We start from the raw sequence: 16,369 nt of genomic DNA on the forward strand, positions 1-16,369 counted from the left end.
TTGTGATGCCGGGAATGCGAGGCGATGTGCCAAGGTGAGGCGCCCATGAACGTGAAGAAAGTGTTCGCGCGGCAACTCAGTACAATCTCGCAGCACTCGGAGCGGTACGAACGTCCCCGAAAGCGGACGATCACGGTTTGGCGCAAGCATTCGACGCAGGTCGTGACATTCGCGATCGGTGCAGGTCGCGACCGCTGTGCTGCTGCAAGAACTAATCAGGGTGAGGCGCTGTCTGATGCAGCGACCTGCCAGGTGGGTCGCAAGCGAGGCGTCGCTGAACATTCACCAGGATGCATTGCAGGACCATGGCGGTTGCCGTCGTGGACAACGAGGAGGCGCGGCATTGACGTGGCGCCCTCCACTGGCAAGTAGTACGACTGACGGGGTACATGTTGGTGCGAATTCTAGTGATCGAAGACAACAGCGACATCGCCGCCAATCTGGGCGATTACCTCGAGGACCGCGGCCATACCGTCGATTTCGCCGCCGATGGCGTCACCGGCCTGCACCTGGCGGTAGTGCATGAATTCGACGCGATCGTGCTCGACCTCAACCTGCCGGGCATGGACGGCATCGAGGTCTGTCGCAAGCTGCGCAACGAGGCGCGCAAGCAGACCCCGGTGCTGATGCTCACCGCGCGCGATTCGCTGGACAACAAGCTCGCCGGCTTCGATTCCGGTGCCGACGACTATCTGATCAAGCCGTTCGCGCTGCAGGAAGTGGAAGTGCGGCTCAACGCGCTGTCGCGCCGCGGCAAGGGCGTGCACACCCGGGTGCTGGAGACCGGCGACCTGGAATACAACCTGGATACGCTGGAGGTCCGTCGCCAGGGCAAGCTGCTGCAGCTCAATCCCACCGCGCTGAAGATCCTGCAGGCGCTGATGGAAGCCGCGCCGGCGGTGGTGACCCGGCAGGAGCTGGAAACCCGTGTGTGGGGCGAGGAACTGCCCGATTCCGACTCCCTGCGCGTGCATATCCATGGCCTGCGCGCGGTGGTGGACAAGCCGTTCGACGTGCCGATGATCCAGACCCGTCACGGCATCGGCTACCGCATCGCCGCACCCGATGCCTGAAGCACCGGCGTTGCCGCGGGTCGTGCGGCGGCGCGGGCGTTACCGCCGCCGCCTCCGCAGCCGCATCATCCTCTCGTTCGTGCTGTTGGGCTTCGGCCTGACCGCGCTGTTCGCGTTCGCCACCAACTGGGCGCGCGCGCGCGTGGAGAACCAGCTGGTCGAGGTGGTGCTGAACCGCAACATCGACGAGTACTCGCACCGGTTCTTTTCCGATCCGTCGAAGAATCCGGATCTGCCGGTGCAGCAGATGGTCGGCCGGGTGGTCAAGAGCGACCGTTTCGAGGCGCTGCGGCGCGAGCAGCCGGAGTGGTACAACTTTTCCGACGGCATCCACAACGTGTCCGGTCGCGACGAAACCGGCAAGCCGTTCTCCTACAAGGTGGCGGTGCGCAAGACCCCGAACGTCTGGTTCTTCCTCGCCTACGACATGACCCAGACCATGCAGGGTGAGGTGCAGCTCAATCGCACGTTGATCCTGTCGGTGCTGGTGTTCAGCGCGTTGTCCCTGGTGATCGGCTGGTGGTCGGCGTCGCGGGTGATGCGGCCGGTGTCGGACCTGGCGGCGCGCTTGCGCGCGTATCGCGGCAGTAGCGATCCCAAGCCGCTGGCGCCGCACTTTCCCGACGACGAGGTCGGCCAGTTGGCCGAGGCGTTGGACGACTACTCGGCGCGCCTGACCGAAGTGGTGCAGCGCGACCGCGAGTTCAATGCGGACGTCAGCCATGAACTGCGCACGCCGCTGGCGGTGATCCGTGGCGCCACCGAACTGCTGCTGACCCGGCCCAATCTCGACGAGAAGGTGCTGCAGCGCCTGCAGCGCATCCAGCGCGCCGAACAGCAGTGCAGCGACCTGATCGGCTCGCTGCTGCTGCTGTCGCGCAACGAGCGCGGGCAGGGCCACAGCAACGTCGCCAAGGTCGCCGAGCAGTTGATCGAATCGCACCGCGCGCAGTTGGGCGGCAAGCCGCTGCAGTTGTTGCTGGAAGGCGAGCGCAACCTCACCATCGATGCGCCGGAAGCGGCGCTGTCGGTGGCGCTGGGCAACCTGATCGGCAATGCGGTCAAGTACACCCAGGAAGGGCAGGTGGTGGTGCGGGTGCTGAGCGACGCGGTGCAGGTGATCGATTCCGGTCCCGGCCTGAGCGAAGAGGACGCGGCCAAGCTGTTCCAGCGCGGCTATCGCGGCACGCATGCAGGCCATTCTCAGGGCGGCGGCATCGGCCTGTCGATCGTCAGCCGGCTATGCGATCTCTATGGTTGGCAGGTCAACGTGCGTCCGGGCGCCACCAAGGGCGTGGTGGCGACGCTATGGTTCAAGCCGGCTTGAGGTGCTGGCGGGACGGTGCGTCTAAGCTTCCTTGTAGGATCGGCTTCAGCCGCGACCAAGCTTTCCGGGCAAGCCCGTCCCGTCGGGACTGAAGTCCCTCCCGCAGTGCAGTCGCAACCGCACTGCATTCGCTAAACATCCCTGATCTCATGCCCCGGCTTTTGTGGGAGCGGCTTCAGCCACGACGTCTTCGCAACGGATCGCGCTTGAGCGCGCTCCTAAAGGAGACGCTTGGCCGCCGCCAGCGCGCGGTACTGCCGATCCAGCGTTTCCACGGCTTCCTGGAGCTCTGCTGCGGCGCCGTCGTTGACCACCACATCGTCGGCAATGGCCAGGCGCGCGGCGCGGGTGGCCTGCGCCGCCAGCATGCGCTGCGCCAGGTCGGCGGTGATGCCGTCGCGCTGCATCAGGCGTGCGTGTTGCAGCGCCTCGGGGGCGTCGATCACCAGGATCCGGTCGAGCCAGGGATAGGCGGCGCGTGCGCCGACCTCGGTCAACAGCGGAATGGCCGCGATCGCATACGGCCCTAAGGCTTCGCGGCAGCGTTCCTGTAGCAACTGGCGGATGGCGGGGTGGGTGATCGCTTCGAGGTCGCGGCGTGCCGTCACGTCCTCGAAGACGCGCTGGCGCAAGGCGGCGCGGTCGAGCTGTCCATCGTCTTGCAGGATCTGCGGTCCGAAGCGGGCCACGATCTGCGCCAGGGCCGGATGGCCGGGCGCAACGACCGCGCGTGCGGCGAGGTCGGCATCGGCGACGACGATGTCCTTGGCCTCGAAGCGGCGACTCAGTTCGCTCTTGCCGGAAGCCACGCCTCCGGTCAGGCCGACGACGAAATCAGTCAAGCCGGGGACTCCGTCAGCGCAGTCCAGACCAGTGCATGTAGGTCTCCACGATCTCCGTGCCCCAGAAGAAGGTGATCCAGCCGGCGATGGCCAGATAGGGGCCGAACGGGATCGGCGTGGCGCGGTCGCGGCCCTTGGCAGCCAGCCACAGCGAACCCAGGATCGCACCGACCAGGGAGGAGATCAGGATGGTCGGCAGGATGCCCTTCAAACCGCACCAGGCGCCGATCGCGGCCAGCAGCTTGAAATCGCCATGGCCCATGCCTTCCTTGCCGGTGATCTGCTTGAACAGCCACCACACTGACCACAGCGAGAAATAGCCGACCGCCGCGCCAAGCAGGGCGGGTTTGGCCGGCATGTACAGGTTGTCCATGCTGCCGATCAGGCCGAGCCACATCAGCGGCAAGGTCAACTGGTCCGGCAGCAGGCGGGTGCGCAGGTCGATGCCGGACAGCGCCACCAGGAAACAACTGAACACGATCGCACCGAAGCCCTGCCAGCCGAAGCCGAAGCGCCACACGCTGGCGACCACCAGCAGGCTGGTGAGCAGTTCCACCAGTGGGTACTGCGGCGAGATCGGCGCATGGCAGTAGCGGCACTTGCCGCGCAGCGCCAGCCAACTGAACAGCGGGATGTTCTCGAACCAGGCCAGCTTGTGCTTGCAGTGCGGGCAGTGCGACGGCTCCACCACGATGCCGGGCGGCGGCGGATCGTAGATGTCCGGCAGCTCAAGGATCTCGCGCGAATCGCGCTTCCACTGCCACTCCATGCGCTTGGGCATGCGCAGGATCACGACGTTGAGGAAGCTGCCCACCAGCAGGCCAAGTCCGGCCGCGGCCGGGAAGCCGAGGCCGGGGTGTTGATCGAGAAATGCCATTAATGCTTATCCAACGACGGAGGCCAGCTTGAAGATCGGCAGGTACATGCCGATGACCATGCCACCGACGATGGTGCCGATGAACACCATGATCAACGGTTCCAGCAGGCTGCTCAGTGCATCGACCGCGTTGTTCACTTCCTGCTCGAAATACTCGGCCACCTTGAACAACATCGCGTCCAGCGCGCCTGCCTCCTCGCCGATCGCGGTCATCTGGATCACCATGTGCGGGAACAGATTGGTCTGTTTCATCGCCATATTGACCGGATAACCGACCGCCACATCGTCGCGCATGCGCAGCACGGCTTTTTCGTACACGCTGTTGCCGGTGGCGCCGGCGACGATATCCAGCGCCTCCACCAACGGTACGCCTGCGCGAAAGGTAACCGCCAGTGTCCGGGAGAAGCGGGCCACGGAGCTGTTGTGCATGATTTGGCCGATGATCGGTACCTTCAGAATCAAGCGGTCCATGCCATGTTGCATGGCCGGCGACCGCTTGTAGGCAAACATGAAGCCGCCGATGGTGCCGACCAGGATGAAGAGCACCAACCACCAGTAAGCCACCATGAAGCGCGAGGCGGCCACGATCATCTGGGTGAAGGCCGGCAGTTCCGCGCCAAAACCCTTGAACACGTCTTCGAACTGCGGAACCACGAAGACAAGCAGGATCGAGCTGACGATCAAGGCGACCGCCATCACCATGGCCGGGTAGAACAAGGCCTTCTTGATCTTGCCCTTCAACGCCTCGATGTTCTCTTTATAGGTCGCGACCGTCTCCAACACCGTCTCGAGCACGCCGGCACCTTCGCCGGCCTTGACCAGATTGCGGTAGAGCTCGTCGAACTGCACCGGATGCTTGCTGATCGCTTCATACAGCGACGAGCCACCCTCGATGTCGGTGCGGATCTGGTCCACCATCTTCTTCATGCGCGGGTTCTTATGCCCGCTGGCAATGATTTCCAGCGAACCCACGATGGGGACGCCGGATTTCATCATCGTCGCCATTTGGCGGCTGAAGAAGGCGATGTCCTTTGTGCCGATCTTGCTGCCGCTCGCCCCGAACAGCGGCTTGGGCTTGGGCTTGACTACCGAAGGCGTGATGCCCTGCCGGCGGAGTTCGGCGCGCAGCAAGTTGGCGCTTTTGGCGATCTGCTCGCCCTTCATCTTGACGCCGCGCTTGTCGGTGCCTTCCCAGACAAAGGGCACCTGCTGACTGGTGCTGCGTGCGACCGGCTCTTTCTTGACTGCGCTGCGCGTTGCGGACATCAGGTTGTCTCCCCCGTCCGGCCATCCCCGGGCGGACATACCCAGCATGGTATCGGTTTCCTGGACGTCTGGCATCCGTAGCGACCGTCATCCAGCCAGATCGCGTTCCATGGCGTGACGCAGGACGTCACTTTCTGCCCTGCATGGGCGGATGGCCCATTCTGTCGCAAATTCCTGATTTGCCTGCACCTTGGCCCTGTGGCTGAGGCATGATGCACTTCGGTAGGAGATTGGACATGCGCGAGAAGTTGGCACGCAGTCTGCTTCGCTTACCCGCACGTGGCGCTCAGCCGCGGCGCTCGGGGAGTAGGATCCGCGGGCGAGTGCCCACCACTTACATTCCATCTCTAGGGGTTTGTTATGAAGAAGCAGCAGGGCTTTACCCTGATCGAACTGATGATCGTGATCGCGATCATCGCCATCCTGGCCGCCATCGCGCTGCCGATGTACCGTGACTATGTCGCTAAGTCGCAGCTGGCTGCCGCGCTTGCTGAAGTGAGCCCGGCCAAGACAATGCTGGAATCCAAGCTGCAGGAAGATAGCACCTTCGTTCCGGCTACCGCCGCGGACGTCGGCCTGCAGACCACCTCGCCGCGCTGCACCACCTTCGGTGCCACCGCGACCACTCTTACCTGCAACACCATCAAGGGCAACGATATCGTCGCTGGCGCGACGTTGACGCTGACCCGCGCCAACACCGGCGTCTGGACCTGCACGATCACCGGTGGTTCGGTGCTCGCGAAGCACAAGCCGAGCAATTGCACCTAAGAAGTGCTTTTGGTTTCAAGTAGAAAAGGCCCTCACGGGCCTTTTCTTTTTTGTGTTCCACTGGATACGTACAACGCTATAGTCCTGACTAGGTAGATGTCGGTCCAGGCTTTGAGCCCGATCGCCACAAGTTGTGCGGACCGAGTTTGAACAGCCTGTCTATACATTCAAGTTGAAGCTTCCGAGCAGGTATTCATGAACGCAATGACGAGCAACCTTGTCGGCATCACCGGCATCGCCCGCCGCCTCGTGCAGGACGGTGCGCTGGAGGAAGCCGCGGCGCGGACCGCCATGGCCCAGGCGGCCGAGGCCAAGGTGCCGCTGCCGCAGTGGTTCTCCGAGAAGAAGCTGGTCACCGCCGCGCAGTTGGCCGCCGCGAACGCGGTCGAGTTTGGCATGCCGTTGATGGATGTCTCGGTCTTCGACGCCAGCCAGAATGCGATGAAGCTGGTCAGCGAGGAACTGCTGCAGAAGTACCAGGTGCTGCCGTTGTTCAAGCGCGGCAGCCGCCTGTTCGTCGGCATCAGCAACCCGACCCAGACCCGGGCGCTGGACGACATCAAGTTCCACACCAATCTGACGGTGGAGCCGATCCTGGTCGACGAGGACCAGATCCGCCGGACCCTGGAGCAGTGGCAGGCCAGCAACGACTCGCTCGGCAGCGCCTTGGGCGACGACGAGGGCATGGACAACCTCGATGTCGGCGGCGGCGACGAGGACATGGGCAGCGGTGGCGATACCGGCATCGACGCCAAGGGTGAGGACACCCCCGTCGTCAAATTCGTGAACAAGGTGCTGGTCGATGCGATCCGCCGTGGTGCGTCCGACATCCACTTCGAGCCCTACGAGGACGACTACCGGGTGCGCCTGCGCATCGACGGCCTGCTCAAGAGCGTGGCCAAGGCGCCGGTCAAGCTCAACCAGCGCATCGCCGCGCGCCTGAAGGTGATGGCGCAGCTGGACATCGCCGAGAAGCGGGTCCCGCAGGACGGCCGCATCAAGCTCAACCTGTCCAAGAACAAGCAGATCGACTTCCGCGTCAGCACCCTGCCGACGCTGTTCGGCGAGAAGATAGTGCTGCGTATCCTCGATGGCAGCGCGGCCAAGCTAGGCATCGACAAACTCGGCTACGAGCCGGAGCAGCAGAAGCTGTTCCTGGATGCGATCCACAAGCCGTATGGCATGGTCCTGGTCACCGGCCCCACCGGCTCGGGCAAGACGGTGTCGCTGTACACCGCGCTGGGCATCCTCAACGACGACACCCGCAACATCTCCACCGCCGAGGACCCGGTCGAAATCCGCCTGCCCGGGGTCAACCAGGTGCAGCAGAACAACAAGCGCGGCATGACCTTCGCCGCGGCGCTGCGCTCGTTCCTGCGCCAGGATCCGGACATCATCATGGTCGGCGAAATCCGCGACCTGGAGACCGCCGAGATCGCGATCAAGGCCGCGCAGACCGGTCACATGGTGCTGTCCACCCTCCACACCAACGACGCGCCGCAGACCATCGCGCGCCTGATGAACATGGGCATCGCGCCCTACAACATCACCAGTTCCGTGACCCTGGTCATCGCCCAGCGCCTGGCGCGGCGCCTGTGCAACAACTGCAAGCGCCCGGTCCAGTTGCCGGAGAAGGCCTTGCTCGCCGAGGGCTTCACCGAGGCGGAGATCGCCGCCGGCGTCCAGCTGTACGAGGCGGTCGGCTGCGACGAGTGCACCGAGGGCTACAAGGGCCGCACCGGTATCTATCAGGTGATGCCGATGAACGACGAGATCGCCGCGATCGTGCTGCAGGGCGGCAACGCCATGGACATCGCCAGCGCCGCGCAGAAGATCGGGGTCAAGGACCTGCGCCAGTCGGCCCTGCTCAAGGCCCGCAACGGCATCACCAGCCTGGCCGAGATCAATCGGGTGACGAAGGACTGAGAAGCTGGGATTGGGGAATCGGGATTGGGGAATGGCAAAAGCGGCTTTTCCGTCCCTATTGGTCTTCCGGTAGCCCAAGCCTTGTTCCCAGGCTTCTCGACGTTTAGCGCAGGCGGGCAATGCCGGTTGCGCCCAACGGAATCACCCCACTCAATCGGGCGAAGGACCAAGAGTAGCCAGGAGAGCGGCTCTTCCCATTCCCCAATCCCGATTCCCCAATCCCGGCCCTTCTACTCCATCCCCAGCTTCTTCAGCTTGTAGCGCAACGCGCGAAAGGTGATGCCCAGCTGCGCGGCGGTGCGGGTCTTGTTCCAGCGGTTCTCTTCCAGCGCCTTCTGAATGGCGGCGCGTTCGAGCTGTTCGATGTAGGACGGCAGCGCGGAGGAGGTCGGGTCGATGTCGACCACGCCGCGCGGCAGCGCCGGTGCAGCCTCGGCGGCGCTGCGGGCATGGTTGCCGGGCTGCGGCAGGCGCAGGTCGGCGGCGCTGATCTGGTCGTCCTCGGCCATCGCCAGGGCGCGTTCGAGGATGTTCTCCAGTTCGCGCACGTTGCCGGGGAAGGCGTAGCTGCTCAGGGCATCCAGCGCGGAGGGCGACAGCAGCGGGGTGGGGCGGCCGTGGCTCTTGGCCAGCCGCGCCAGGATCGCCGCGGCCAGTTGCGGCAGGTCGCCGCCGCGCTCGCGCAGCGGCGGCACGCGCAGTTCGATGACGTTGATGCGGTAGTACAGGTCGTGGCGGAAGCGGCCCTCGGCGACCAGGTCGGCCAGGTCCTTGTGCGTGGCCGAGAGGATGCGCACGTCGACCGGCACTTCGGTGGCGGCGCCGACCGGACGCACCGATTTCTCCTGGATCGCGCGCAGCAACTTGACCTGCATCGGCAGCGGCAGTTCGGCGACCTCGTCGAGGAACAGGGTGCCGCCGTGCGCGGCCTGGAACAGGCCGGCCTGGTCGGCGTGGGCGCCGGTGAAGCTGCCCTTCTTGTGGCCGAAGAATTCGCTTTCCATCAGTTCGGCCGGGATCGCGCCGCAGTTCACCGGCACGAAGGGGCCGGCCGCGCGGGCGCCCTGTTCGTGGATGGTGCGTGCGACCAGTTCCTTGCCCACGCCGGATTCGCCGAGGATGTAGACCGGCGCCTGGTTGCGCGCGACCTTGGCGATGGTGCTGCGCAGCGCGTCCATCGCCGCCGACGCGCCGAGCAGGCGGCTGGCCTGTTCCGGGGCCGGCTGCGGCGGCGCGGCGCGGCTTTCGTTGTTGAGTTCCAGCGCATGCTTGACCAGGCCACGCAGCACGTGGATGTCCACCGGCTTGCTGACGAAGTCGAAGGCGCCGGCCTTCAGTGCTTCCACCGCCAGGTCCATGCTGCCGAAGGCGGTGATCATTGCCACCGGCGTGCGCGGGTAGTGCTTGGCGATTTCGCTGACCAGTTCGATGCCGTTGCCGTCGGGCAGGCGCATGTCGGTGATGCACAGGTCGTAGGGATTGCTCGCCAGCAGTTCGCGCGCTTCGGCGAGGTTGGCGGCGGTGCTGATGCGCAGCCCCATCCGGCCCAGGGTCAGGACCAGCAACTCGCGGATGTCGCGCTCGTCGTCGACGACCAGGGCGCTTCGGGTTTCGTTCATGTGCAAAGAAGATAGCGTAGGAACCGGGGCATGTGCCAATTTACCGGCGCCGGCCGCGCGCTGGCGGAGCGATTCTCACCTGTCGCCGCTGAGCATGGTGTGCGGCCCGGGCAGGGCGACCCGGAAGCAGGCGCCGCCGGCCGGCACCGACACGTATTCCAGTCGCGCCTGGTTGGCCCGGCACAGCTCGCGGGCGATGTACAGGCCCAGTCCGGTGCCGTGCTCGGAGGTGGTGAAGAACGGCCGGAACAACTGCGCCGCCACCGCCTCGGGGATGCCGGGGCCACGGTCCATCACGTCGACGACGGCGTTGCGCTCCTGCATCGCCACGCGCAGGCGCACCCGTGCCGGCTCCTCCATCACCCGCCCGTACTTGAGCGCGTTGTGCACCAGCGCGCTGAGGATCTGGTGCAGGTGCTTGGGATCGACCAGCGCGTGCACCGGCTGCGGGGCGAGGATCGCCTCGAGGCTGTCGGTCTCGATCGACAGGGTCTGCCGGTACTCCAGGACGAAGCGGCGCACGAACGCGCCCAGGTCCAGGTTCTCCGGGTTGGAACGTTCGCGCCGGGCCAGGCCGAGCACGCTCTCGACGATGCCGTTGGTGCGCTGGCACTGCTGGTGGATGATCTGCAGCAGGCGGCGGTCGGCATCGCCGATCGCCGGCGATTCCTCCAGCAACTGCGAGGCGTAGTTGATCGCGGCCAGCGGGTTGCGGATCTCGTGGGCCAGGCTGGCCGAGAAGCGGCCCAGCGCCGACAAGGTCAGCGACTCGGCGCGTCGCGAGACCACCGTGGCGTCGTCGAGAAACACCAGGGTCAGGTCGCCCTCGGCCAGCAAACGGGCGAAGCGCGGCTGTACCTCCGGCTGGTCCGGCGACAGCTGCAGCGGGCTTTCGTCCTGGTTCCAGCCGTTGCGCCAGCGCTGCAGGCGCCGGGCCAGTTCCGGCGCGGCGCTGAGCAGGTCGAGCCGGCCGCTGCCGCTGTTGCCGTCGGTGTCGCCGAGCAGCGCCGACGCGGCCTCGTTGGCCAGGGTCACCCGGTTCTGCGCGTCCACCACCAGCACCCCGGTGCGCATGCGGCGGATGATCAGTTCGTTGATTTCGTAGAGATTGGCGACCTCGGCGCCGCGGCGTTCTGCCAGGCGCTGGCTGGTGCGCGCGCGCTGGCCGAGGCCGTTGCAGATGTAGGCCACCGCCAGATAACTGGTGGCGAACATCGCCAGTTCGGCCAGGCTGCGGGTGTTGTCGGCGCCATCCAGCACGCTCCACACGTACTCGGCCAGCGTCGCCGCCGAGGCGATCAGGGCAATGGCGAGGCCGCCGCGCAGGCGCAGCAGCATCGCCGCGGCGGCGACGTTGAACAGCAGCATCATCGCGATACCGGCGCTGGCCGCGGGCAGGGCATGTGCGGCGAGTGTCGCGGCGACGATGTCGGCGACGGCGCTGAAGCCGACGATCGGCGCCAGGTGAGCCTCGTTGCGCCCCCACATCAGCAGCGCCAGCGCCACTGCCAGGTAGGCGGTGGCCAGGGTGCTGGCCAGTTGCGGGTAGCGCGGCTCGCCGACCAGCACGCTGAGCGGGCTGAATACCAGGGCGGCGATCAGCCCGGCCACCAGCACCCGGTACAACGCGAAGAAGTACAGCTCGCGGCGCGGAATGGACTCGATGCGATCGATGAGCGAGGCGCTGGTGGGCAAGCCGGACTCCGGGCGGACAGCGGACGGCGCGAGTATAGGGGGGGCGCCGTCCACGCGGATGGCCGCTCGGGCCGGCGGCGGCCAGCCTGGGGCCGGTCTCACCGCGGTCATCGCGGTCACGACGGCGCAACCGCGATGGCCGCCGTCGGCGGTCCGGCGGCCTGTCTGGACAGGCAGGGGAAGGCGGCGGGATGAGCGCGGCAGGGCGCGCGCGGCCCCGCGTCACCCACCCGGCGACGCCACCGCGGACCTTCCCGGAGGCCGCAGCCGGGCCAGACCGCCGGTGCTTTTGCGCCGCCGCCCTGGGTCGGCGACAATAGGCGTCCCGTCCGTACCGCTCCCGGCCGCCACTCAGGGCCCGGATCGCTGCGGGACGGCCGTTCCTTTTCCCACGGTGACGCATGAATTTCCACGAATATCAGGCAAAACAACTGCTTGCCGAGTACGGCATCCCGGTCCCGGCCGGCAAGGTCGCGGCTACTGCGGAAGAAGCGGTTGAAGCCGCCAAGTCGCTTGGCGCTGGCCCTTGGATGGTCAAGGCGCAGATCCACGCAGGTGGCCGCGGCAAGGCCGGCGGCGTCAAGTTCTGCAAGACCACCGACGATGTGAAGGCCGTTGCCGAGAAGCTGCTCGGCACCAAGATGGCCACCTACCAGACCGCCGGCGTCGAGCTGCCGATCAACCTGGTGCTGGTGACCACCGCCGGCGAGATCGTCAAGGAGCTGTACCTGTCGGTGCTGGTCGACCGCGGCACCCGCACCATCAGCTACATCGCCTCCTCCGAGGGCGGCATGGAGATCGAACAGGTCGCCGCCGAGACCCCGGACAAGATCCACACGCTCAACGTCGACTTCGTCGAGGGCGTGCAGGGTTACCACGGCCGTGACATCGGCTTCAAGATGGGCCTGACCGCCAAGCAGGCCGGCCAGTTCGCCAACATCATGGTCAACCTGTACCGCATCTTCAACGAGAAGGACCTGGCGCTGGTGGAGATCAATCCGCTGGCCATCCTGGACGACGGCAACCTCTACGCGCTGGACGGCAAGTTCAACAGCGACGACAACGCCAACTTCCGCCACAAGGAACTGGTCGCCATGCGCGACAAGTCCCAGGAAGACGAGACCGAAGTGACCGCTTCGGAGCTGGACATCAACTACGTCACCATGGACGGCAACATCGGCTGCATGGTCAACGGCGCCGGTCTGGCCATGGCCACCATGGACGTGATCAAGCTCAACGGCGGCGAGCCGGCGAACTTCCTGGACGTGGGCGGCGGTGCCAACAAGCAGCGCGTGATCGAGGCGTTCAAGCTGATCCTGTCCTCGGACAAGGTCGAAGGCATCTTCGTCAACATCTTCGGCGGCATCGTCCGCTGCGACATGATCGCCGAGGGCATCATCGCGGCGGTCAAGGAAGTGGGCGTCAAGGTTCCGGTCGTGGTGCGCCTGGAAGGCACCAACGTGGAAGAGGGCAAGCAGCTGCTGCGCGACAGCGGCATGGCCATCATCCCGGCCGACAACATCAACGACGGCGCCAAGAAGGTCGTTGAAGCTGTCAAGAACGCCGCCTGATCCACGACACCAAGGAACTCCAATGTCTGTTTTGATTAACAAGAACACCAAGGTGATCGTGCAGGGCTTCACCGGCCAGCAGGGCACCTTCCACGCCACCCAGATGATCGAGTACGGCACCCAGGTCGTCGGCGGTGTCACGCCGGGCAAGGGCGGCACGACCCACATCGACCTGCCGGTGTTCAACACCGTGGCCGATGCCGTGCAGAGCACCGGCGCCGACGCCTCGGTGATCTACGTGCCGCCGCCGTTCGCGGCCGACGCGATCCTGGAAGCGGCCTCCGCCGGCATCAAGGTCATCGTCTGCATCACCGAAGGCATCCCGGTGCTGGACATGCTGCGCGTCAAGAACGTGCTGACCCGCTCCTTCCCGGAGACCGTGCTGATCGGGCCGAACTGCCCCGGCGTGATCACCCCGGGCGAGTGCAAGATCGGCATCATGCCGGGCCACATCCACAAGCCGGGCAAGATCGGCATCGTCTCGCGTTCGGGCACGCTGACCTATGAAGCGGTCAAGCAGACCACGGAAGTCGGCCTGGGCCAGTCCACCTGCATCGGCATCGGCGGCGACCCGATCAACGGCCTGAACTTCGTCGACTGCCTCAAGCTGTTCAACGAGGATCCGCAGACCGAAGGCATCATCATGGTCGGCGAAATCGGCGGCGACGCCGAGGAAGCCGGTGCCGAGTACATCGCCAAGCATGTCAAGAAGCCGGTGGTCGGCTTCATCGCCGGTGCGTCGGCGCCGGCCGGCAAGCGCATGGGCCACGCCGGTGCGATCGCCTCGGGCGGCAAGGGCACGGCCGAGGGCAAGTTCGCGGCGATGGAAGCGGCCGGGGTCAAGACCGTGCGTTCGCCGGGCGACCTGGGTGCGGCGATCGCTTCGCTGATGAAGTAAGCCGTCAGCGCCGCGGCAGCGATCCGCCTTCGGGTGCGTCGTTGTCGCCGCCGCTGTCCGGAAGGGCCTCGCGCGAGCGAGGCCTTTTTCGTTTCGAGGATCCGCTGCGCGGCACTGTGGCAGCTCCCCCGGTGGGACGGGACGGATGGGATGGGCATGCGATGCCCGCAGGCCCGTCCCTGCGCAATCAAGCAGTTGCGCCATCCCAGCGCTCGCCACTCGTCCCTGCCGCCCCGCCATTGGTCCCCTGACGTGGCGGTGCCGTCACTTGTTGCTGACAGGGCGCGGCGCAGTGCCGACACTGGCCCACTTTCTTCGGCAGCAACAGGGGTGGATGCGTGATCAGGCGATGGCGGGCAGCGGTATGCGGGGCGGGCATGGCGATGGGCATCGGTGGCATCTGCGCGGCGGCGCCGGGCGACTGGGCCAGTTATGCCGGCGCGCCCGGCGGCGGGCAGTACTCGCCGCTGACCCAGATCACCCCGGACAACATCGGCCGGCTGCGCATCGCCTGGTCGTTCCGCACCGGCGAACTCGGTGCGGGCCTGCCCGATCCGGAACGGCGGCGCTTCGAAGCCAATCCGCTGGTGCTGGGCGGGCGCATGTACCTCACCACCGGCACCGGCATCGCCTTCGCCCTGGATGCGACCAGCGGCCGCGAACTGTGGTCGTTCGACGCCAAGGTCGCGCGCGACAAGCACTACAGCGACCCGGCCTCGCGCGGGGTGAGTTTCTGGCGCGACACCCAGGCCACTGCAGGTGCGTGCCGCGAGCGCATCGTGTACGGCACCCTGGATGCGCGACTGATCGCGCTGGACGCCGCCGACGGCAAGCCCTGCGCCGGGTTCGGCAAGGACGGCACGATCGACCTGCATGCCGGGGTGGATGTGCACGATACGGCCAGCGATGCCTGGTCCAACTATGCGGTGACCTCGCCGCCGGTGGTGGCCGGCGACGTGCTGGTGGTCGGCAGCTCGATCGGCGACAACCGCGGGCATGCGCTGGAGCAGGGCGTGGTGCGCGGCTACGACGCGCGCAGCGGCCGTGAGCTGTGGCGCTGGGATCCGGTGCCGCGCGATCCGGCCAAGGCCACCGCGGCCGGCTGGCAGCCGGAGCAGGCGGCCACGGTCGGCGGCGGCAACGCGTGGGCGCCGCTGTCGGTGGACCCTGCGCTGGGTCTGGTCTACGTGCCGACCGGCTCGGCCAGTCCCGACTACTACGGTGGCGAGCGTCTCGGCGACAACCGCGATGCCGATTCGCTGGTGGCGTTGGATTTGCACAGCGGCCGCCGGGTATGGGCGCAGCAGTTGCTGCATCACGACCTGTGGGACTACGACCAGGCCTCGCAGCCGGTGCTGACCACGGTGCAGACCGCGCAGGGACCGCGCGCGGCGGTGCTGCAGGCGACCAAGACCGGCTTCCTGTTCGCCTTCGACCGCCGCGACGGCACGCCGCTGTTCCCGATCAGCGAGGTGCCGGTGCCGGCCTCCGACGTTCCGGGCGAACGTGCCTCGCCGACCCAGCCGATGCCCGAACCGGGTCTGCGCCTGGCACGGCATGCGCCGCTGACCGCCGCCGATGCCTGGGGGGCGACGCCGGGCGCGCGCCGCGAATGCGCCGCGCTGATCGCCGGGCTGCGTTCGGAAGGCCTGTTCACCCCGCCCAGCGTGCGCGGCACGATCGCGCTGCCCGGCTGGGCCGGCGGCGTGAACTGGGGCGGCATCGCGGTGGATCCGCAGCGACAGCTGGCGATCATGCCGGTGTCGGACCTGCCGATGCAGGTGGCGCTGATCCCGCGCGAGCAGTTCAGCGAGGCCGAGCGCGCGCGCCATCCGGACCAGCAGTTCAACGACATGGAAGGCACGCCGTACTACATGCGCCGCGGCATGTTGGGCTCGTCACGCGGCGTTCCCTGCGTCAAGCCGCCGTGGGGACGGCTGGTGGCGGTGGACCTGCGTACGCGCAAGATCGCCTGGGAACGCCCGCTCGGCACGCTGGAAGAAAGGCTGCCGTGGCTGCCACTGGACGTGGGCACGCCGCTGCTCGGCGGCGCGGTGACCACCGCCAGCGGTCTGACCTTCATCGCCGCGGCCGCCGATTCGCGCCTGCGCGCGCTCGACAGCGCCACCGGCAAGACCCTGTGGGAGGCCAAGCTGCCGGCCGGCGGCCAGGCCACGCCGTCGGTCTATGCGGTGGGCGGCAAGCAGTACGTGGTGATCGCCGCCGGCGGGCGCGAAGGCATGGGCACGATGGGCGACTACGTGGTCGCCTATACGCTCGACGGCGACGGCAAGGAAGTGGTGTTCCAGCACGGCGTCGGCGTGCGTATGGCGGTGCTGGGCCTCGCCGCGCTCGGGCTGTGTGCGGGATTGGTGTTGCTGGTGCGGCGTTGGCGCCGGCGGCGCCGCGCGCGCGCTGGCGCTGGCGCCCGCTGAAGCACATGGTCGTGGCTGGCCGGCGCTCAGGGATCGATGCAGTCGGGACTGAAGTCCCACAGTGCACCCGTC

12 protein-coding genes are annotated in these 16,369 nt (G+C 66.7%); 7 read left to right on the top strand and 5 right to left on the bottom strand.

Going from position 1 to position 16,369, the window contains the following annotated elements; all coding sequences use genetic code 11:
* The first annotated feature begins 395 nt into the window (after window positions 1–395).
* Together QN245_RS05525 and QN245_RS05530 are read left to right on the top strand one after the other, a co-directional pair.
* A complete protein-coding gene (locus tag QN245_RS05525) occupies window positions 396–1,073 on the top strand; it encodes a response regulator transcription factor (RefSeq protein WP_010340533.1) in 678 nt (225 codons plus the stop codon).
* The gene (locus tag QN245_RS05530; protein WP_184645461.1) at window positions 1,066–2,400 is read left to right on the top strand and encodes a sensor histidine kinase; all 1,335 of its coding nucleotides are present in this window, start codon (window positions 1,066–1,068) and stop codon (window positions 2,398–2,400) included. The genes QN245_RS05525 and QN245_RS05530 overlap by 8 nt, the downstream gene beginning before the upstream one ends.
* A 218-nt stretch (window positions 2,401–2,618) precedes the next feature.
* Here QN245_RS05530 and coaE read toward each other — a convergent pair whose 3' ends face one another.
* Genes coaE through QN245_RS05545 form a run of 3 tightly spaced genes read right to left on the bottom strand, consistent with a single transcriptional unit; the run spans window position 2,619 to window position 5,385 of the window.
* A complete protein-coding gene (gene coaE, locus QN245_RS05535; RefSeq protein ID WP_317844762.1) occupies window positions 2,619–3,242 on the bottom strand; it encodes a dephospho-CoA kinase in 624 nt (207 codons plus the stop codon).
* Between the two features lie 13 nt (window positions 3,243–3,255).
* On the bottom strand, window positions 3,256–4,119 hold the full coding sequence (locus QN245_RS05540; RefSeq protein WP_317844763.1) for a prepilin peptidase: 864 nt from the start codon (window positions 4,117–4,119) through the stop codon (window positions 3,256–3,258).
* A 6-nt stretch (window positions 4,120–4,125) separates the two neighbouring features.
* Window positions 4,126–5,385 carry a type II secretion system F family protein gene (locus QN245_RS05545; protein ID WP_184447443.1) on the bottom strand — a complete coding sequence of 420 codons (1,260 nt, stop codon included), beginning with the start codon at window positions 5,383–5,385 and terminating at the stop codon, window positions 4,126–4,128.
* Between the two features lie 360 nt (window positions 5,386–5,745).
* Here QN245_RS05545 and QN245_RS05550 point away from each other — a divergent pair, with 360 nt between their 5' ends.
* Together QN245_RS05550 and pilB are read left to right on the top strand one after the other, a co-directional pair.
* On the top strand, window positions 5,746–6,153 hold the full coding sequence (locus tag QN245_RS05550; RefSeq protein ID WP_184447007.1) for a pilin: 408 nt from the start codon (window positions 5,746–5,748) through the stop codon (window positions 6,151–6,153).
* A gap of 195 nt (window positions 6,154–6,348) precedes the next feature.
* Window positions 6,349–8,079, top strand: coding sequence for a type IV-A pilus assembly ATPase PilB (gene pilB / locus QN245_RS05555; protein ID WP_317844764.1), 1,731 nt, complete (start codon window positions 6,349–6,351; stop codon window positions 8,077–8,079).
* 230 nt (window positions 8,080–8,309) lie between these two features.
* Here the strand turns inward: pilB and QN245_RS05560 are convergent, their stop codons facing one another.
* Entirely contained in the window at window positions 8,310–9,698 is a 1,389-nt protein-coding gene (locus QN245_RS05560) for a sigma-54-dependent transcriptional regulator (RefSeq protein WP_160967705.1), read from the bottom strand.
* Window positions 9,699–9,773: 75 nt separating this feature from the next.
* On the bottom strand, window positions 9,774–11,393 hold the full coding sequence (locus tag QN245_RS05565) for a sensor histidine kinase (protein ID WP_317844765.1): 1,620 nt from the start codon (window positions 11,391–11,393) through the stop codon (window positions 9,774–9,776).
* A gap of 401 nt (window positions 11,394–11,794) precedes the next feature.
* Between QN245_RS05565 and sucC the strand changes: the two genes are divergently transcribed.
* From sucC to QN245_RS05580, 3 genes are all read left to right on the top strand, one after another.
* A complete protein-coding gene (gene sucC, locus QN245_RS05570; RefSeq protein ID WP_160967709.1) occupies window positions 11,795–12,964 on the top strand; it encodes an ADP-forming succinate--CoA ligase subunit beta in 1,170 nt (389 codons plus the stop codon).
* 22 nt (window positions 12,965–12,986) lie between these two features.
* Complete coding sequence (sucD, locus tag QN245_RS05575) at window positions 12,987–13,862, top strand: succinate--CoA ligase subunit alpha (RefSeq protein ID WP_184447004.1); 876 nt, start codon at window positions 12,987–12,989, stop codon at window positions 13,860–13,862.
* Between the two features lie 377 nt (window positions 13,863–14,239).
* Window positions 14,240–16,297, top strand: coding sequence for a pyrroloquinoline quinone-dependent dehydrogenase (locus QN245_RS05580; protein ID WP_184447003.1), 2,058 nt, complete (start codon window positions 14,240–14,242; stop codon window positions 16,295–16,297).
* The last annotated feature ends 72 nt before the right edge of the window (window positions 16,298–16,369 follow it).

The sequence above is a fragment of the Xanthomonas rydalmerensis genome (assembly GCF_033170385.1).
Lineage (GTDB): Bacteria > Pseudomonadota > Gammaproteobacteria > Xanthomonadales > Xanthomonadaceae > Xanthomonas_A > Xanthomonas_A rydalmerensis.